The 17,933-nt window shown below is 63.8% G+C and carries 15 protein-coding genes; 11 read left to right on the top strand and 4 right to left on the bottom strand.

Annotated features, from left to right (window positions below; translation table 11 throughout):
* The first annotated feature begins 65 nt into the window (after positions 1 to 65).
* The 7 genes from AC05QJ_RS24310 (at position 66) to AC05QJ_RS24280 (ending at position 7,831) form a co-directional block, all read left to right on the top strand.
* The gene (locus tag AC05QJ_RS24310) at positions 66 to 590 is read left to right on the top strand and encodes a DUF2059 domain-containing protein (protein WP_476743792.1); all 525 of its coding nucleotides are present in this window, start codon (positions 66 to 68) and stop codon (positions 588 to 590) included.
* Positions 591 to 603: 13 nt separating this feature from the next.
* Positions 604 to 903, top strand: coding sequence for a BolA family protein (locus AC05QJ_RS24305; RefSeq protein WP_476743791.1), 300 nt, complete (start codon positions 604 to 606; stop codon positions 901 to 903).
* A 114-nt stretch (positions 904 to 1,017) separates the two neighbouring features.
* A complete protein-coding gene (trhO, locus tag AC05QJ_RS24300; protein WP_476743790.1) occupies positions 1,018 to 1,953 on the top strand; it encodes an oxygen-dependent tRNA uridine(34) hydroxylase TrhO in 936 nt (311 codons plus the stop codon).
* A 3-nt stretch (positions 1,954 to 1,956) separates the two neighbouring features.
* Entirely contained in the window at positions 1,957 to 2,589 is a 633-nt protein-coding gene (locus tag AC05QJ_RS24295; RefSeq protein WP_476743789.1) for a DsbA family protein, read from the top strand.
* The gene (locus AC05QJ_RS24290; RefSeq protein ID WP_476743788.1) at positions 2,582 to 4,414 is read left to right on the top strand and encodes an ABC transporter ATP-binding protein; all 1,833 of its coding nucleotides are present in this window, start codon (positions 2,582 to 2,584) and stop codon (positions 4,412 to 4,414) included. The genes AC05QJ_RS24295 and AC05QJ_RS24290 overlap by 8 nt, the downstream gene beginning before the upstream one ends.
* A gap of 125 nt (positions 4,415 to 4,539) precedes the next feature.
* The gene (locus AC05QJ_RS24285) at positions 4,540 to 6,999 is read left to right on the top strand and encodes an EAL domain-containing protein (RefSeq protein ID WP_476743787.1); all 2,460 of its coding nucleotides are present in this window, start codon (positions 4,540 to 4,542) and stop codon (positions 6,997 to 6,999) included.
* 37 nt (positions 7,000 to 7,036) lie between these two features.
* Entirely contained in the window at positions 7,037 to 7,831 is a 795-nt protein-coding gene (locus tag AC05QJ_RS24280; protein ID WP_476743786.1) for a TenA family transcriptional regulator, read from the top strand.
* A 3-nt stretch (positions 7,832 to 7,834) separates the two neighbouring features.
* Here the strand turns inward: AC05QJ_RS24280 and AC05QJ_RS24275 are convergent, their stop codons facing one another.
* The 4 genes from AC05QJ_RS24275 to AC05QJ_RS24260 form a co-directional block, all read right to left on the bottom strand.
* On the bottom strand, positions 7,835 to 8,575 hold the full coding sequence (locus tag AC05QJ_RS24275) for a YciK family oxidoreductase (protein WP_476743785.1): 741 nt from the start codon (positions 8,573 to 8,575) through the stop codon (positions 7,835 to 7,837).
* An 80-nt stretch (positions 8,576 to 8,655) separates the two neighbouring features.
* Positions 8,656 to 9,327, bottom strand: coding sequence for an N-acetylmuramic acid 6-phosphate phosphatase MupP (gene mupP, locus AC05QJ_RS24270; RefSeq protein WP_476743784.1), 672 nt, complete (start codon positions 9,325 to 9,327; stop codon positions 8,656 to 8,658).
* 2 nt (positions 9,328 to 9,329) lie between these two features.
* Positions 9,330 to 10,028, bottom strand: coding sequence for a bifunctional 2-polyprenyl-6-hydroxyphenol methylase/3-demethylubiquinol 3-O-methyltransferase UbiG (ubiG, locus tag AC05QJ_RS24265; RefSeq protein WP_476743783.1), 699 nt, complete (start codon positions 10,026 to 10,028; stop codon positions 9,330 to 9,332).
* A gap of 51 nt (positions 10,029 to 10,079) precedes the next feature.
* Positions 10,080 to 11,414 (bottom strand): TRZ/ATZ family hydrolase, encoded by a 1,335-nt coding sequence (locus AC05QJ_RS24260; RefSeq protein WP_476743782.1) that lies wholly within the window; start codon positions 11,412 to 11,414, stop codon positions 10,080 to 10,082.
* 109 nt (positions 11,415 to 11,523) lie between these two features.
* On the opposite strand from AC05QJ_RS24260, the gene mtnA reads away from it, so the two are divergent.
* The 4 genes from mtnA to pheA all read left to right on the top strand — a co-directional run bounded on the left by mtnA (position 11,524) and on the right by pheA (position 17,885).
* Positions 11,524 to 12,588 carry an S-methyl-5-thioribose-1-phosphate isomerase gene (mtnA, locus tag AC05QJ_RS24255; RefSeq protein WP_476743781.1) on the top strand — a complete coding sequence of 355 codons (1,065 nt, stop codon included), beginning with the start codon at positions 11,524 to 11,526 and terminating at the stop codon, positions 12,586 to 12,588.
* A 260-nt stretch (positions 12,589 to 12,848) separates the two neighbouring features.
* Positions 12,849 to 15,620 (top strand): DNA gyrase subunit A, encoded by a 2,772-nt coding sequence (gyrA, locus tag AC05QJ_RS24250; RefSeq protein WP_476743780.1) that lies wholly within the window; start codon positions 12,849 to 12,851, stop codon positions 15,618 to 15,620.
* An 85-nt stretch (positions 15,621 to 15,705) separates the two neighbouring features.
* Positions 15,706 to 16,791, top strand: a complete 1,086-nt coding sequence (gene serC / locus AC05QJ_RS24245) for a 3-phosphoserine/phosphohydroxythreonine transaminase (protein ID WP_476743779.1) — start codon at positions 15,706 to 15,708, stop codon at positions 16,789 to 16,791.
* The gene (pheA, locus tag AC05QJ_RS24240; RefSeq protein ID WP_476743778.1) at positions 16,791 to 17,885 is read left to right on the top strand and encodes a prephenate dehydratase; all 1,095 of its coding nucleotides are present in this window, start codon (positions 16,791 to 16,793) and stop codon (positions 17,883 to 17,885) included. The genes serC and pheA overlap by 1 nt, the downstream gene beginning before the upstream one ends.
* Positions 17,886 to 17,933: the final 48 nt, after the last annotated feature.

Below are 17,933 nucleotides of genomic sequence, written 5' to 3'. Positions count from 1 at the left end.
GTCGCTCCCGTCGGCGCAGAATGCTCTACGCTGGAAACACTCACTTACTCTTTTAAGGAATTCCGATGACCCGTCTTCGCGCCCTTTGCACGGCTGTCGCTCTGGTTTGCGCCAGCGGCCAGGTGTTTGCCGCTACCGCCAGCCACAATGCCGCCGCCGAGAGGTTCCTCACGCTGGCGCACGCCGACAAGCTCGGAACCCCGGTCTACATGCAAGTGCAACAAATGTTCGCGCAGCGCTTCCAGCAGACCAAGGCACCGGAGTCGAAGAAATCCGTGCTCGACAGCTATCAGGCCAAGGCCAATGCTGCCCTGGACAACGCCATCGGCTGGAACAAGATCAAGCCAAAGATGGTTGACCTGTACACCGCCACCTTCACCGAGCAGGAGTTGAAGGACCTGGTGAAGTTCTACGAGTCGCCGCTGGGCAAGAAAGTGCTGAGCGAGATGCCCAAGGTCACCCAACAGTCGGCGCAGCTGACCCAGCAAAGCCTGGAACCTGCCGTACCGGTGGTGAACAAGCTGCTGGAAGACATGACCAAGGAACTCGACCCGAGCGCCGGCAAGGCCGCTCCTGCCAAGAAGCCTTGAGCGGAGCCGGGTGATGTCGATGCAGCAGAAGATCGAGCAGAGCCTGTCGGCGCTGGCGCCCCGGCACCTGCAGGTTCTGGATGAAAGCCACATGCACAGCCGGGGCACCGAGACCCACTACAAGGCTGTGCTGGTCAGCGAGCAGTTCGAGGGGCTGAACAGCGTCAAGCGCCACCAGAAGGTCTACGCCACCCTGGGTGACCTGATGGGGCAGTTCCACGCTCTGGCGCTGCACACCTACACCCCGCAGGAATGGGAAAAAGTCGGCGCCGCGCCGGCATCGCCCACCTGCGCCGGAGGCAGCAAGCACTGATTTCGCTTTCAGGCTTTGCTAGAATCCGCACCCGCGCCGCTTGTCGGCGCGTTTTTATTTGTATTTTTCACCCGGTCCGCCCTTTGCGAGGGCAACTACTGGAGAGTTGAACGCATGACCCAACCCATCGTCGTGGCGGCGCTGTACAAGTTCGTCACCCTGGAAGATTACGTCGAGCTGCGCGAGCCATTGCTGGCCTGCATGGAAGCCAACGGCGTCAAAGGCACTCTGCTGCTGGCCGAGGAAGGCATCAACGGCACCGTTTCCGCCACCCGCGAAGGCATCGACGGGCTGCTGGCCTGGCTGCGCAACGACCCGCGCCTGGTGGACGTGGACCACAAGGAGTCCTACTGCGACGAACAGCCGTTCTACCGCACCAAGGTCAAGCTCAAGAAAGAGATCGTCACCCTCGGCGTGCCCGGCGTCGATCCGAACAAGGCCGTCGGCACCTACATCGAGCCGCAGGACTGGAACGCCATCATCAGCGACCCGGAAGTGCTGCTGATCGATACCCGCAACGACTACGAAGTCGCCATCGGCACCTTCGAGGGCGCTATCGACCCGAAGACCACCACGTTCCGCGAGTTCCCCGACTACATCAAGGCCAACTTCGACCCGTCCCGCCACAAGAAGGTCGCCATGTTCTGCACCGGCGGCATCCGTTGCGAAAAAGCCTCGAGCTATATGCTCGGTGAGGGTTTCGAAGAGGTCTATCATCTTAAGGGCGGGATCCTGAAATACCTTGAAGAGGTGCCTCAGGACCAGAGCAAGTGGCAGGGTGACTGCTTCGTCTTCGATAACCGGGTCACCGTGCGCCACGACCTGACCGAGGGCGACTACGACCAGTGCCACGCTTGCCGCCATCCGGTCAGTGCCCAGGACCGGGCCTCGGAGCACTATTCGCCAGGCATCAGTTGCCCGCATTGCTGGGACACCCTGAGCGAGAAGACCCGCCGCAGCGCCATCGACCGGCAGAAGCAGATCGAACTGGCCAAGGCCCGCAACCAGCCGCACCCGATCGGATACAACTACCGCAAAGCCGAGGTGTGATGCATGACTGCTCGCCTGCTCTATGTCATGGACCCGATGTGCTCCTGGTGCTGGGGGTTCGCGCCGGTGGCTGCGGCGCTGATCGCCCAGGCGCGGCAGGCGGGGGTCGAAACCCGGCTGGTGCTGGGCGGCCTGCGTACCGGTAGCTCGGCGCTGGATGCCTCGACCCGGCGCTACATCCTCGAACACTGGCAGGCGGTCAACGAAGCCACCGGCCAGACGTTCCAGCTCGATGGTGCCATGCCCGACGGCTTCGTCTACGACACCGAGCCTGCGTGCCGGGCGCTGGTCACGGCCCGCAGCCTTGATCCGGAAGCGGTCTGGCCACTGCTGGCGTTGATCCAGCAAGCGTTCTACCAGCGTGCCGAAGACGTGACCCTGGCGCCAAAGCTGGTGGAGCTGGCCGAACAGGCCGGCTTCGACCGCGCGCGTTTCGCCGCGGCGTTCGCCAGTGCCGAGCAGCGCAGCGCCACGGCCGCCGACATCAGCTGGGTCCAGGACCTGGGCATCGCCGGCTTCCCGACCCTGCTGGCCGAGCGCAACGACCAGCTTGCCTTGCTGACCAATGGCTACCAGCCGCTCGACGCCCTCGAGCCGCTGTTGGGCCGCTGGCTGGAGCGCGCCGCTTATGCTTGATCTGCCAGGCTCGCCCGACCCGGTTCCCGGGCCTGCGGCGGCGTCTGCCGATCGCCTGAGCTGGGCGGAAATCCGTCGCCTGGCCCTTCATCACAAGAAAGCCCTGTGGATCGCCAACGGCGTTGCCGTGCTGGCGGCGCTGTGCAGCGTGCCGATTCCGCTGTTGCTCCCGCTGCTGGTGGACGAGGTCCTGCTCGGTCATGGCGATACCGCGCTGAAGTGGATGAACCAGCTGCTGCCGTCCAACTGGCAGGTCGCGGCGGGTTATATCGGCCTGATGCTCACGGTGACGCTGGTGCTGCGCTGCTGCGCCCTGGCCTTCAACGTGGTTCAGGCCAAGTTGTTTGCCGGCCTGGCCAAGGACATTGTCTACCGCCTGCGCATCCGCCTGATCGAGCGCCTCAAGCGCATCTCCCTGAGCGAGTACGAAAGCCTGGGCAGCGGGACGGTCACCACTCACCTGGTGACTGACCTGGACACCCTCGACAAGTTCGTCGGTGAAACCCTCAGCCGTTTCCTGGTGGCCATGCTCACCCTGACCGGCACTGCGGCAATCCTGATCTGGATGCACTGGCAGCTGGCGCTGCTGATCCTGTTGTTCAACCCCTTGGTGATCTTCGCCACGGTGCAATTGGGCAAGCGGGTCAAGCACCTGAAGAAACTGGAAAACGACAGCACCTCGCGTTTTACCCAGGCCCTGACCGAAACCCTCGATGCCATCCAGGAAATCCGCGCCGGCAACCGCCAGGGCTATTTCCTCGGGCGGCTTGGCCTGCGGGCCCAGGAGGTGCGCAATTATGCCGTGGCCTCGCAATGGAAAAGCGATGCCAGTGGGCGGGCCAGCGGCCTGTTGTTCCAGTTCGGCATCGATATCTTCCGCGCCGCGGCCATGCTCACCGTGCTGTTCTCCGACCTCAGCATCGGCCAGATGTTGGCGGTGTTCAGTTACCTGTGGTTCATGATCGGCCCGGTGGAGCAGTTGTTGAACCTGCAGTACGCCTACTACGCGGCGGGCGGGGCACTGAGCCGGATCAACGAACTGCTGGCCCGTGCCGATGAGCCGCAGTTCCCCGGCGGTGCCGATCCGTTCCAGGGCCAGACCACCGTGGGTATCGACGTCCGCGGTCTGCGCTTCGGTTATGGCGAGGAGCCAGTGCTGGACCAATTGAACCTGTCGATCGCGCCGGGCGAGAAAGTCGCCATCGTCGGCGCCAGCGGCGGTGGCAAGAGTACGCTGGTGCAATTGCTGCTGGGGCTCTACAGCGCCCAGGCCGGGAGCATCCGCTTCGGTGGCGCGACCTTGCAGGACATCGGCCTGGAAACGCTGCGTGAAAACGTCGCCGTGGTGCTGCAGCACCCGTCGCTGTTCAACGACACCGTGCGGGCCAACCTGACCATGGGGCGCGACTGCAGCGATGACGCCTGCTGGCAGGCCCTGGCCATCGCGCAACTGGATGGCACCATCCGCGCCTTGCCCCAGGGCCTCGACAGTGTGGTCGGCCGTTCCGGAGTACGGCTTTCAGGGGGGCAGCGCCAGCGCCTGGCAATTGCCCGGATGGTTCTGGCCGAGCCCAAGGTGGTGATTCTCGACGAAGCCACGTCGGCCCTCGACGCGGCGACCGAATACAACCTGCATGAAGCCCTCGCGCGCTTCCTCAGCGCCCGCACGACCTTGATCATTGCCCATCGCCTGTCGGCGGTGAAACAGGCGGACCGGGTGCTGGTGTTCGATGGCGGGCATGTGGCGGAAGATGGCGGTCACCAGCAACTGATCGCCGAAGGCGGGCTCTACGCCAAGCTGTATGGGCATCTGCAACAAAGCTGATTGCGACATCGCGTGAACCGCGGTGAGAAATTGCTTTTTGCCATGAAGGCAAATGGCCTAGTCTGTGCGGTAGCCGCGAAGAAAACAGGGTGGGGTGACCCACCGGCTCTGCTGCAAGGGACTTCATGAAGGGAAAACGGACGCTCGGGGCGCCCAGCCTGCTGGGACTCATCTGGCCATTTGTCGCCGTGGTGCTGTTTCAGGCACTGCTGGGCGGCATCAGTCTTTATTCGATGTCCGCCATGCGCGCTTACGTCGGCGGGGAAAGCCTCTGGTCCAAGGGCCAGAAAGATGCCATCTATTACCTGAGCCTGTACGTCGACAGTCGCGACGAAGAGCATTTCCAGAAATACCAGCAGGCACTGGCCATTCCCCTGGGCAGTCATCGCCTGCGCCTGGCCCTCGACCGCGAACCACCGGATCTGGAAGCGGCGCGCCAGGGCATCCTCGCCGGCGGCAACCATGCCGACGATGTGCCCAGCATCATCTGGTTCTATCTCAACTTCCGTAACGTGAGCTACATGGACCAGGCCATCCGTCTATGGCAGGTGGGCGATGGCTTTCTCGATGAGCTGGCCCGGGTGGCCGACGAGATCCATGAAGGGATCGTCAGCCATCGGGCGACGCCCCGCGATCTGATGGACTGGAAGCGCCGCATTCTGGCGATCAATGAAGGCGTGTCACCACCGGCCCGGGCGTTCAGTGATGCCCTGGGTGAAGGTTCGCGCATGCTGCTGCGGGTGTTGCTGGTGGTCAACCTGGCCACTGCGCTGTTCCTGATCGCACTGGCCTGGATGCGTTCGAGCAAGCTGTTGGCTCAGCGCCAGGCCTTCGCCAGCGCGCTGCAGGTGGAAAAGGAGCGGGCGCAGATCACCCTGGCATCCATCGGCGACGGGGTGATCACCACCGATGTCGAGGGCTGCATCATCTATATGAACGCCGCTGCCGAACAGCTGACCCACTGGGATGCCGGCCATGCCCATGGCCTGCCACTGGCGGCGCTGTTCAGCGTACTGGACGACAACGCCGAGAAAGACAACCTGACCCTCACCGAACACATCCTCAATGGTGCGCTGCGTGGCGGCAGCGAGCACATCCGCATGATTCAGCGCCTGGACGGCAGTACGGTGTCGGTGGCCCTTGTGGGGGCGCCGATCATGAACGAGGGGCGGGTCAGCGGCATCGTACTGGTGCTCCACGACATGACCCAGGAGCGTCAGTACATCGCCAACCTGTCCTGGCAGGCCACCCATGACGCCCTCACGGGCCTGGCCAACCGTCGGGAGTTCGAATACCGGCTGGAGCAGGCCCTGGCCGACCTGGCCCGGCAATCGGCGCGGCACTCGTTGATGTTCCTCGACCTCGACCAGTTCAAGCTGGTCAACGACACCAGCGGTCATGCTGCCGGCGACGAGCTGTTGCGACACATCTGCGCCGTGCTGCAGTCAGTGTTGCGCGAGGGCGACGTGCTGGCACGGCTGGGCGGCGACGAGTTTGGCGTGCTGCTGCAGAACTGTCCGCCGGAGCAGGCCGAACGCATCGCCGAGAACCTGCGCCAGGCAGTGCAGAGCCTGCACTTCGTGTGGAAGGGACGACCCTTCATGAACACCGTCAGCATTGGCCTGGTGCATCTGAACCAGGCGCCGGGCTCGCTGGAGGCGGCCTTGCGGGCGGCGGACATGGCCTGCTACATGGCCAAGGAAAAAGGTCGCAACCGGGTTCAGCTCTACCACGCCGACGACACCGAGCTGTCGGTACGCTTCGGCGAGATGGCCTGGATCCAGCGCCTGCATATCGCCCTGGAGGAAAACCGTTTCTGTCTGTATGCCCAGGAGATCGCCGCCATCGACCCGGAGGAGCGTGGTGGCGGGCACCTGGAGATCCTGCTGCGCCTGCACGACGAAAGCGGGCGGATCATCCTGCCCGACAGTTTCATACCCGCCGCCGAGCGTTTCGGCCTGATTACTGCGCTGGACCGCTGGGTGGTGCGCAGTGTGTTCAAGGTCATCCGCCAGTGCCTGGACGAAGGGCGCGAAGGGCCACTGGCGATGTGCTCGATCAACCTGTCGGGCAACAGCATCGGCGACGACAAGTTTCTCGACTACCTGCGGCGGGAGTTCAGCGAGTCGGGCGTACCGCCTGAGCTGGTGTGTTTCGAAATCACCGAAACCAGTGCCATCGCCAACCTCGGCAGCGCGATCCGCTTCATCAACGAGCTGAAGGGACTGGGCTGCAAGTTCTCCCTCGATGACTTCTGCGCAGGCATGTCGTCGTTCGCGTATCTGAAACATTTGCCTGTAGACTTCCTCAAGATCGACGGAAGTTTCGTCAAGGATATGCTCGATGATCCGGTCAACCGGGCGATGGTCGAAGTGATCAACCACATCGGCCACGTCATGGGCAAACGCACCATCGCCGAGTTTGTCGAGACGCCGTTGATCCAGCAGGCCTTGCAGGAAATCGGTGTCGACTACGCCCAGGGTTTCCTGATCGAGCGACCGCAGATCTTCTCCTGCGACAGCCTGTTGCGTCAGCGTGACGCCGCCAGGCCGTTGCTGTTCGGATCGCCGGAGGCCAATCGCTGACGCTTTCTTTCCAGATCACAAGGACAAGGAGCTGACAGTGATTGATACGTTCGTTCGTACGGGTCCATTGATGGACGCCACGAGTTATCCCCTCTGGGCCCAACGGCTGATTCAGGAATGCAGCGCGAGCAAGCGCCGGGTGGTGGAGCACGTGTTCTACCAGCGCATGCGCGATGGCCAGTTGGGCAGCCGGGCCATGCAGCAGTACCTGATCGGTGGCTGGCCCGTGGTTGAGCAGTTTTCCGTGTACATGGCCCATAACCTCACCAAGACCCGCTACGCCCGCCATCCCGGCGAGGATATGGCGCGCCGCTGGCTGATGCGCAACATCCGCGTCGAACTGAACCACGCCGACTACTGGGTGCACTGGTGCGAGGCCCATGGTGTCAGCCTCGACGACTTGCAGGCGCAGGACGTACCGGCAGAGTTGCAGGGCTTGAGCGATTGGTGCTGGCACACCTGCATTGCGGATTCGCTGGTGGTGGCCATGGCGGCCACCAACTACGCGATCGAAGGGGCGGTGGGCGAGTGGTCGGCGGTGGTCTGTTCCACCGGTGCCTACGCCGAAGGCTTCCCCGAGGAAGGCCGCAAGCGTGCGATGAAATGGCTGAAGATGCATGCCCAGTACGACGATGCCCATCCATGGGAAGCGCTGGAGATCATCTGTACCCTGGCCGGCAACAGTCCCGACAAGGCACTGCAGGCTGAACTCAGGCGGGCCATCTGCAAGAGCTACGACTATATGTTCCTGTTCCTGGAGCATTGCCTGGCGCTGGAGCAGGCGCAGTCGTACCAGGGCGCGCGCGTGCGCGGCGCCCTGGCGCAGGGTTGAGGCTTACTGGGCGTTGAACGCCTGACCGTTGACCCCGGTGCTGTCCGGGCCCATCAGGTAGAGGTAGACAGGCATGATGGCCTCGGGCAGCGGGTTGTCCTGAGGATTCTCCGCAGGATAGGCCTGGGCGCGCATGCTGGTGCGGGTCGCGCCCGGGTTGACGCTGTTGGCCCGTACCGGGGCCACGCCTTCCACTTCGTCCGCCAGGGTCTGCATCAGGCCCTCGGTGGCGAACTTCGACACGCCATAGGCACCCCAGTAGGCGCGGCCCTTGCGGCCGACGCTGCTGGAGGTGAACACCACCGAGGCGTCTTCCGACAGTTTCAGCAGCGGCAGCAGGGTCTGGGTGAGCATGAACATGGCATTGACGTTGATGTGCATCACGCGCATGAAATTGTCGCCAGACAACTGCTCCAGCGGTGTGCGCGGGCCAATGATCGAGGCATTGTGCAGCAGCCCGTCCAGGCGGCCGAAAGCGTTCTCGATCATCACCGCCAGTTCGTCGTACTGATGCGGCAGGGCGGTTTCCAGGTTGAACGGAATGACCACCGGCTGTGGGTGGCCGGCGGCTTCGATCTCGTCGTAGACCTCGGTCAGGTTGGCTTCGGTCTTGCCCAGCAGCAGCACGGTGGCGCCGTGGGCGGCAAAGGTCCTGGCGGCTGCCGCGCCGATGCCGCGACCGGCGCCGGTGACCAGGATGACCCGGCCTTTGAGCAGGTCGGGGCGAGCGGAATAGTCGAACATGAGGGTTGCCTCGGAAAAATGGCTTCGATCACCCGCGGGCCGGCGTCACTGCCGGCCCGGCATGGCTCAGGGATGCGGGCTCAGCAACCGCACAGGGCGTTGTCGAGGACCTTGCGCAGTTCCAGGGGATGGTCGACCACCACATCCGCGCCCCAGTTGTTGGGGTTGTCCTCTGGATGAATATAGCCATAGCGCACGGCGGCCGTGCGGGTGCCGGCATCGCGGCCGGACTCGATGTCGCGCAGGTCGTCGCCGACGAACAGTACGCTGGCCGGGTCCAGGTCGAGGGTCTTGCAGGCAAGGATCAGAGGCTCGGGGTCCGGCTTGCTGTTCTTGACGTGATCCGGGCAGATCAGCAGCGACGAGCGCTCGGCCAGGCCCAGGCGCTGCATGATCGGCTCGGCGAAACGCACCGGCTTGTTGGTAACCACGCCCCACAGCAGGTTGCCACGCTCGATGTCGGCCAGCAGCTCGGCCATGCCGTCGAACAGCTTGCTGTGCACCGCGCAGTCACGCTGGTAGCGCTCCAGGAACTCCAGGCGCAGCGCTTCGAATTCCGTAGCCTGCGGGTCGATGCCGAAGGTGGCTTCGACCATGGCCCGGGCGCCACCGGAAATCACGTCGCGAATGGTCTTGTCGGCGACCGCCGGCAGGCCGCGGTCGGCGAGCATCGCCTGGCAGATGGCGATGAAGTCCGGCGCCGTGTCGAGCAGGGTGCCGTCCATGTCGAAAAGTACTGCTCGCAAACGCATGCTCATTCCTCGCGAAGGGTCTGGATCATGTAGTTGACGTCAACGTCGGCAGCCAGCTTGTAGTGCTTGGTCAGCGGGTTGTAGGTCAGACCGATGATGTCCTTGACGCTGAGGCCGGCGGCGCGACTCCAGGCGCCCAGCTCGGACGGGCGGATGAACTTCTTGAAGTCGTGGGTGCCGCGGGGCAGCAGCTTCATGATGTATTCGGCGCCGATGATGGCGAACAGATACGCCTTCGGGTTGCGGTTGATGGTGGAGAAGAACACCTGGCCACCCGGCTTGACCATTTTGAAGCAGGCCCGGATCACCGAGGACGGGTCGGGTACGTGCTCGAGCATTTCCAGGCAGGTGACCACGTCGAACTGCTCGGGCATTTCCTCGGCCAGGGCTTCGGCAGTGATCTGCCGGTACTCGACGTTCACCCCGGATTCGAGTTGATGCAACTGGGCCACTGCCAGCGGCGCCTCGCCCATGTCGATGCCGGTCACCGTGGCGCCGCGCAGGGCCATGGCCTCGCTGAGGATGCCGCCGCCGCAGCCGACGTCCAGGACCTTCTTGCCGGCCAGCTTGACCCGCTCGTCGATCCAGTTGACCCGCAGCGGGTTGATGTCGTGCAGCGGCTTGAATTCGCTTTCCCGGTCCCACCAGCGATGGGCCAGGGCCTCGAACTTGGCGATTTCGGCGTGGTCGACGTTGCTCATGGAACAGTCCTCTGAAGCTGTGAAAATTCGTTTGCGGCAGCCAGGCTGCCGTCAGTCATTCGGTTGGCCGGCAATCCGCTGGCCCCAGGCGATGGCCCGGGCGGTCAGGGCCTGTTCGTCCATCCGGGTCAGGCGGCCGTCTTCCAGCAGCGCCTTGCCGGCGACCCAGACGTGCTTCACGCAGTCACGGCCGCTGGCGTAGATCAGTTGCGACACCGGATCGTAGATCGGTTGCTGCGCCAGCCCCGAGAGGTCGAAGGCCACCAGGTCTGCGGCCTTGCCCGGCTCCAGTGAGCCGGTGAGGTCTTCCAGGCCAAGGGCGCGGGCGCCGTTGAGGGTGGCCATGCGCAGCGCGCGGTGGGCATCCAGGGCACTGGCCGAGCCGGCCACGGCCTTGGCCAGCAGGGCGGCGGTGCGGGTTTCGCCGAGCAGGTCCAGGTCGTTGTTGCTGGCAGCACCGTCGGTGCCGACTGCCACGTTGACCCCGGCCTGCCACAGCCGCTCCACCGGGCAGAAGCCGCTGGCGAGCTTGAGGTTGGATTCCGGGCAGTGCACCACGCTGGTGTTGCTTTCTACCAGCAATGCCAGGTCGTCATCGCTGATCTGGGTCATGTGCACTGCCTGCAGGCGCGGGCCCAGCAGGCCGAGACGTGCCAGGCGTGCCAGCGGGCGCTCGCCGTGCTGTTCCAGGGATTGCTGGACTTCGTTGGCGGTCTCGTGGATGTGCATGTGGACCGGCGCATCGAGCTCTTCAATCACGACCCGGACTTTTTCCAGGTTCTCATCGTTGACCGTGTACGGCGCGTGCGGGCCGAAGGCGACGCTGATGCGCGGATGGTGGCGCAGGTCGCCGAACAGTTCGACACCCAGGTGCAGCCCCTCGTCGAAGGTGCGTGCGCCGGGGATCGGGAAGTCCAGCAGGGGAATGGCGATCTGGGCGCGAATGCCGGCGTCGTGCACGCATTCGCTGGCAATCTTCGGATAAAAGTACATGTCGCTGAAGCAGGTGATGCCGCCCTTGAGCTGCTCGGCGATGGCCAGGTCGGTGCCGTCGCGGACGAAGGCTTCATCGACCCAGCGCCCTTCGGCGGGCCAGATGTGCTCCTGCAGCCAGGTCATCAGCGGCAGGTCGTCGGCCATGCCGCGGAACAGCGTCATCGCGGCGTGGCCATGGGCGTTGATGAGTCCGGGGGCAAGCAGGCAGCCCGGCAGTTCGCGAACCTCGGCGGCCTCGAAGCGACCGGCTTCGTCGCGCGGGCCGATAAAGGCGATCTGGCCATCGCGGATGCCCAGCGCATAGGCCTTGAACACCACGCCGGCCGGTTCGACAGGCACCAGCCAGGAAGGCAGGAGCAGCAGGTCGAGAGGGACGCGAGGCTTGGGCATGGGGACGGGATTCCCTGGGTTGCTGGGGTGGTGGCGAAGTATACCCGAGCGTCCGTGCTTGGGGCTCGTTATAATCGCCGGTTTTTGATGTCCGAATGACGGGGTGAGCATGCGCGATCGACTTCTGGCTGCAGAGAAAGTAAGGGCCATCGATTGGCGTGACGGCACCCTTCACTTGCTCGATCAGCGCGCTTTGCCGTCCGCCGAGCGCTGGCTGGCCTGCAGCGATGCTGCCAGCGTGGCGGAAGCGATTCGCCTCGGCGCTGTCGGTGGTGAGGCGGCGGTCGGTATCAGCGCTGCCTATGGCCTGGTGCTGGCGCTGCGCCAGCGTCTGTCCGCCGGTGGCGACTGGCGTGATGCGCTGGAGGCGGATTTCACGCTTCTGGCCGCGACCCGGCCCGCCGAGTGGACATTGAACCGCCTGCGTGAACGCCTGCAACGGCTCAAGCCCGGAGACGATCCGTCGCAGTTGCTGGAGGCGGAAGCGCTGGCCATTCATGAAAGCGATCGCGAAGCCAACCTCAACATGGCCCAGGCGGGCATGGAGCTGATCCGCAAGTACCAGGGCAGCGAGCAGGCGGTGCTGACCCATGGCAACGCCGGTGCCCTGGCAAGTGGTGGTTTCGGCACAGCCCTTGGGGTGATCCGGGGCGCCTGGCTCGACGGCATGATCGAGCATGTGTGTGTCGACGAAAGCCGTCCTTCCCTGCTAGGAGCCCGCCTGACTGCGTGGGAACTGGCGGCTGACGGGATTCCGGTGACGGTCAATGCCGATGCCGCGGCCGCACACCTGATGAAGACCAAGGGCATCACCTGGGTGATCGTCGGTGCGGAGCGCATTGCCGCCAACGGCGATGTGCTGGGCAGGATCGGGACTTATCAGTTGGCCGTCAATGCGATGCATCACGGGGTGCGTTTCATGGTGGTCGCGCCCGGCTCGTGCATCGACCTGGCACTGGACAGTGGTGATGACTTCCCGTTGGAGGAAGATGCCGGCGCGCAATGGCTCGAGGGGTTCGCCGCCGGGGCAGGGGGCGAGGTCGAGGCCTTCGATCCGGTATTCGACGTGACTCCGGCGGACCTGGTCGACGTGATCGTGACCGAAAAGGGGATCGTCGAACGTCCGGACACCGCCAAGCTCGCGCAGTTGCTGTGCCGCAAGCGCCTGCACTGAGCGCCCGCGAGCGGGGCTGTCGGGCCCCCTTATGCTCAAGCCGGGCGGCGCTTTGCCATACTCCCATGCCCCCGGCGACTGTGATAACATCCGGCGGTTTCCAAGACCGCCCACAGGGGCTGTCTTCACTACGCAGATCCATGGTTTAACTTGTTGATTTGTCGTAAGTCGTTGCGGGGGAGCCCCTCCGTGGCGGCGAGCTTCGTTCCACCCCATATGGATGTGACGAAGTTTCACCAGAAAAAGGAATCAGGCTTCTCATGGGCGAACTGGCCAAAGAAATCCTCCCGGTCAATATCGAAGACGAACTGAGACAGTCCTATCTCGACTACGCGATGAGCGTCATTGTCGGGCGTGCACTGCCCGATGCGCGTGATGGCTTGAAGCCCGTGCATCGCCGCGTTCTGTATGCGATGAGTGAACTGGGTAACGACTGGAACAAACCGTACAAGAAATCCGCCCGTGTGGTCGGTGACGTCATCGGTAAGTACCACCCGCACGGTGACATCGCCGTGTACGACACCATCGTGCGCATGGCGCAGCCGTTCTCCCTGCGTTACCTGCTGGTCGATGGCCAGGGCAACTTCGGTTCGGTCGACGGCGACAACGCTGCGGCCATGCGATACACCGAAGTGCGCATGTCCAAGCTGGCCCACGAGTTGCTGGCCGACCTGCACAAGGAAACCGTGGACTGGGTGCCGAACTACGACGGCACCGAGCAGATCCCGGCGGTCATGCCGACCCGGATCCCCAACCTGCTGGTCAACGGCTCCAGCGGTATCGCCGTGGGCATGGCCACCAACATTCCGCCGCACAACCTCGGCGAGGTCATCGACGGCTGCCTGGCGCTGATCGACAATCCGGACGTCTCGGTCGATGAGTTGATGCATTTCATCCCCGGTCCGGACTTCCCGACCGCTGGCCTGATCAACGGTCGCCAGGGCATCATCGAGGCCTATCGCACCGGTCGCGGCCGCATCTACATGCGTGCCCGATCCACCGTCGAGGACATCGACAAGGTCGGCGGTCGCCAGCAGATCGTCGTCACCGAGCTGCCTTACCAACTGAACAAGGCGCGTCTGATCGAGAAGATCGCCGAGCTGGTGAAGGAAAAGAAACTCGAAGGTATCACCGAGCTGCGCGACGAGTCCGACAAGGACGGCATGCGCATCGTCATCGAGCTGCGTCGTGGCGAGGTTCCCGAGGTCATTCTCAACAACCTCTATGCCCAGACCCAGTTGCAGAGCGTGTTCGGCATCAACATCGTCGCCCTGATCGACGGTCGTCCGCGTCTGCTGAACCTCAAGGACCTGCTCGAGGCCTTCGTTCGTCACCGCCGCGAAGTGGTGACCCGTCGTACCGTATTCGAACTGCGCAAGGCGCGTGAGCGTGGGCACATCCTCGAAGGTCAGGCGGTTGCGCTGTCCAACATCGATCCGGTCATCGCCCTGATCAAGGCCTCGCCGACGCCGTCCGAGGCCAAGGAAGCGCTGATCAGCACGCCGTGGGAGTCCAGTGCCGTGCAGGTGATGGTCGAGCGCGCCGGTGCCGACTCGTGCCGTCCGGAAAACCTCGACGAGCAATACGGCCTGCGCGATGGCAAGTACTACCTCTCGCCGGAACAGGCCCAGGCCATCCTCGATCTGCGCCTGCACCGCCTGACCGGTCTGGAGCACGAGAAGCTGCTGGCCGAGTACCAGGAGATCCTCAACCAGATCGGCGAGCTGATCCGCATCCTCAGCAGCGCCGAGCGCCTGATGGAAGTGATCCGCGAAGAGCTGGAACTGATCCGTGCCGAGTATGGCGATGTGCGTCGCACCGAGATCCTCGATGCGCGCCTGGACCTGACCCTTGGCGACATGATCCCCGAGGAAGAACGCGTCGTTACCATTTCCCACGGCGGCTACGCCAAGACCCAGCCGCTCTCGGCCTACCAGGCCCAGCGCCGCGGAGGCAAAGGCAAGTCGGCCACCGGCGTGAAGGACGAGGACTACATCGCTCACCTGCTGGTCGCCAACAGCCATGCCACCCTGCTGCTGTTCTCCAGCAAGGGCAAGGTGTACTGGCTCAAGACCTACGAGATTCCCGAGGCTTCCCGTGCTGCCCGTGGCCGGCCGCTGGTCAACCTGCTGCCGCTGGAAGAGGGCGAGCACATCACCACGATGCTGCAGATCGACCTCGAGGCCCTGCAGCAGAGCATCGGTGCCGACGAAGAGCTGGATGATGCCGAAGAAGGCGTGATCGAAGGCGAGATCGTCGAGCCCGAGGAGATCGACGAAGAAGACGGCGACACGCCTGAGCTGGTGGCGGAGCCGACTGGCGCCTACATCTTCATGGCGACCGCTTCCGGTACCGTCAAGAAAACCCCGCTGGCACAGTTTGCCCGCCCTCGTTCCAGCGGCCTGATTGCCCTGAAACTCAAGGAAGGCGACACCCTGATCGCAGCGGCCATCACCGACGGCGCCAAGGAAGTCATGCTGTTCTCCGACGCCGGCAAGGTCATCCGTTTCGCCGAAAGCGTCGTTCGCCAGATGGGCCGCGGTGCCCGTGGCGTGCGCGGCATGCGTCTTGGCAAGGACCAGCAACTGATCTCGATGCTGATTCCCGAGTCGGGCGCACAGATCCTGACCGCCTCCGAGCGCGGCTTCGGCAAGCGTACGCCGCTGAGCAAGTTCCCGCGGCGTGGTCGCGGTGGCCAGGGCGTCATCGCGATGGGCACCAAGGGCCGCAACGGTAAGCTGATCGGTGCCATCCAGGTCCAGGAAGGCGAAGAGATCATGCTGATCTCCGACCAGGGCACGCTGGTGCGTACCCGTGTCGGCGAGGTCTCGAGCCTTGGGCGCAACACCCAGGGCGTGACCCTGATCAAGCTCGCCAATGACGAGACCCTGGTGGGCGTCGAGCGGGTTCAGGAGCCTTCCGAAGAGGCCGATGACGAGTTCATCGAAGAGGGTGCCGAGGGCGAAGCGGTGGCAACGGCCGCAGTCCCGGCAGACGATGCGCAAGCCGACGAAGAGGCTTCGCAGGAGTAAGCAGCGCAACAACCCGAGCGGGGCGGCCAGGTTTCTGAAATGCCTGGGTCGCCCCGCTGACCTTACGAGCAGAGCGAGAGTGGATGTGAGCAAACGAGCCTTTAACTTCTGCGCAGGCCCCGCTGCGCTCCCTGACGCTGTCCTGCAGCGTGCCCAGGCCGAAATGCTGGACTGGAACGGCAAAGGCCTGTCCGTGATGGAAATGAGTCACCGTAGCGATGACTACGTGGCCATTGCCGAGAAGGCCGAGCAGGACCTTCGCGACCTGCTGTCCATCCCCTCCAATTACAAGGTGTTGTTCCTGCAGGGCGGCGCCAGCCAGCAGTTCGCCGAGATCCCGCTGAACCTGTTGCCTGAAAATGGCACGGCGGACTACGTGGAAACCGGTATCTGGTCGAAGAAGGCCATCGAGGAAGCCCGTCGCTTCGGCAACGTCAATGTCGCTGCTTCGGCCAAGCCCTACGACTACCTGACGATTCCCGGCCAGAACGACTGGAGCCTGACCCCAGGTGCGGCCTACCTACACTATGCCTCCAACGAAACCATCGGCGGCCTGCAGTTCGACTGGGTTCCGCAGACGGGCGACGTGCCGCTGGTGGTCGATATGTCTTCCGACATCCTCTCCCGTCCGATCGATGTCTCGCAGTTCGGCATGATCTACGCCGGCGCGCAGAAAAACATCGGTCCGAGCGGCCTGGTGGTGGTGATCATTCGCGAAGACCTGCTGGGCCGCGCCCGCAGCGCCTGCCCGACCATGCTCGACTACAAGATCGCGGCCGACAATGGCTCGATGTACAACACGCCTGCAACCTATTCCTGGTATCTGTCCGGCCTGGTCTTCGAGTGGCTGAAGGAGCAGGGCGGTGTCGCGGCGATGGAACAGCGCAACCGGGCGAAGAAAGATCGCCTGTACGGTTTCATCGACAAGAGCGACTTCTACACCAACCCGATCAGCGTGAACGCCCGTTCGTGGATGAACGTGCCGTTCCGTCTGGCCGACGAGCGTCTGGACAAGGCCTTCCTGGCAGGTGCCGATGCCCGTGGTTTGCTCAACCTCAAGGGTCACCGTTCGGTGGGCGGCATGCGTGCCTCGATCTACAACGCCCTGGGCCTGGAAGCGGTAGAGGCGCTGGTGGCCTACATGGCTGAATTCGAGAAGGAACACGCCTGATGTCCGAACAGGAACTCAAGGCGCTGCGGGTGCGCATCGACAGCCTCGACGAAAAGATCCTCGAGCTGATCAGTGACCGTGCCCGCTGCGCCCAGGAAGTCGCACGGGTGAAAATGGCTTCCCTGGCCGAGGGCGAGGAGCCGGTGTTCTACCGGCCCGAGCGCGAGGCGCAGGTGCTCAAGCGCGTGATGGAGCGTAATCCGGGGCCGCTGGGCAATGAAGAAATGGCCCGCCTGTTCCGCGAAATCATGTCCTCCTGCCTGGCGCTGGAGCAGCCGCTGAAAGTGGCCTATCTCGGCCCTGAGGGCACGTTCACCCAGGCTGCGGCCATGAAGCACTTCGGTCACGCGGTGATCAGCAAGCCGATGGCGGCGATCGACGAGGTGTTCCGCGAAGTGGCTGCCGGTGCGGTGAATTTTGGCGTGGTGCCGGTGGAGAACTCCACCGAAGGTGCAGTCAACCACACCCTCGACAGCTTCCTCGAGCACGACATGGTGATTTGCGGCGAAGTCGAGCTGCGCATCCACCATCACCTGCTGGTGGGCGAGAACACCAAGACCGACAGCATCACCCGTATCTACTCCCACGCCCAGTCCCTGGCCCAGTGCCGCAAGTGGCTGGATGCGCACTACCCGAATGTCGAGCGCGTCGCCGTTGCCAGCAACGCCGAGGCCGCCAAGCGGGTCAAGGGCGAGTGGAACTCGGCTGCCATCGCCGGTGACATGGCTGCTGGCCTGTACGGTCTGACGCGCCTGGCCGAGAAGATCGAGGACCGTCCGGACAACTCCACCCGGTTCCTGATGATCGGCAATCAGGAAGTGCCACCGACCGGCGACGACAAGACCTCGATCATCGTGTCGATGAGCAACAAGCCGGGCGCTCTGCACGAGCTGCTGGTGCCGTTCCATGAAAACGGCATCGACCTGACGCGCATCGAGACCCGTCCGTCCCGCAGTGGCAAGTGGACCTATGTGTTCTTCATCGACTTCGTCGGTCACCACCGTGATCCGCTGATCAAGGCCGTCCTGGAGAAAATCAGCCAGGAAGCGGTGGCTTTGAAAGTGCTGGGCTCGTACCCGAAGGCAGTACTCTGAGGCGCGCCCATGCATGAGTTTCTGAACAGGGTCTTGCTCCGTGATTGA

The sequence above is a fragment of the Pseudomonas sp. TUM25319 genome, assembly GCF_056388475.1.
Note: the sequence above shows the minus strand (reverse complement) of the source record. Positions and strands in the feature narration are given on the sequence as shown.

Coding starts and splice junctions, on each gene's coding strand:
- AC05QJ_RS24310 (WP_476743792.1), top strand. CDS start 66: ATGACCCGTCTTCGCGCCCTTTGCACGGCTGTCGCTCTGGTTTGCGCC.
- AC05QJ_RS24275 (WP_476743785.1), bottom strand. CDS start 8,575: ATGTTCGACTATTCCGCTCGCCCCGACCTGCTCAAAGGCCGGGTCATC.
- AC05QJ_RS24305 (WP_476743791.1), top strand. CDS start 604: ATGTCGATGCAGCAGAAGATCGAGCAGAGCCTGTCGGCGCTGGCGCCC.
- AC05QJ_RS24290 (WP_476743788.1), top strand. CDS start 2,582: ATGCTTGATCTGCCAGGCTCGCCCGACCCGGTTCCCGGGCCTGCGGCG.
- ubiG (WP_476743783.1), bottom strand. CDS start 10,028: ATGAGCAACGTCGACCACGCCGAAATCGCCAAGTTCGAGGCCCTGGCC.
- AC05QJ_RS24260 (WP_476743782.1), bottom strand. CDS start 11,414: ATGCCCAAGCCTCGCGTCCCTCTCGACCTGCTGCTCCTGCCTTCCTGG.
- AC05QJ_RS24295 (WP_476743789.1), top strand. CDS start 1,957: ATGACTGCTCGCCTGCTCTATGTCATGGACCCGATGTGCTCCTGGTGC.
- trhO (WP_476743790.1), top strand. CDS start 1,018: ATGACCCAACCCATCGTCGTGGCGGCGCTGTACAAGTTCGTCACCCTG.
- pheA (WP_476743778.1), top strand. CDS start 16,791: ATGTCCGAACAGGAACTCAAGGCGCTGCGGGTGCGCATCGACAGCCTC.
- mtnA (WP_476743781.1), top strand. CDS start 11,524: ATGCGCGATCGACTTCTGGCTGCAGAGAAAGTAAGGGCCATCGATTGG.
- gyrA (WP_476743780.1), top strand. CDS start 12,849: ATGGGCGAACTGGCCAAAGAAATCCTCCCGGTCAATATCGAAGACGAA.
- AC05QJ_RS24285 (WP_476743787.1), top strand. CDS start 4,540: ATGAAGGGAAAACGGACGCTCGGGGCGCCCAGCCTGCTGGGACTCATC.
- mupP (WP_476743784.1), bottom strand. CDS start 9,327: ATGCGTTTGCGAGCAGTACTTTTCGACATGGACGGCACCCTGCTCGAC.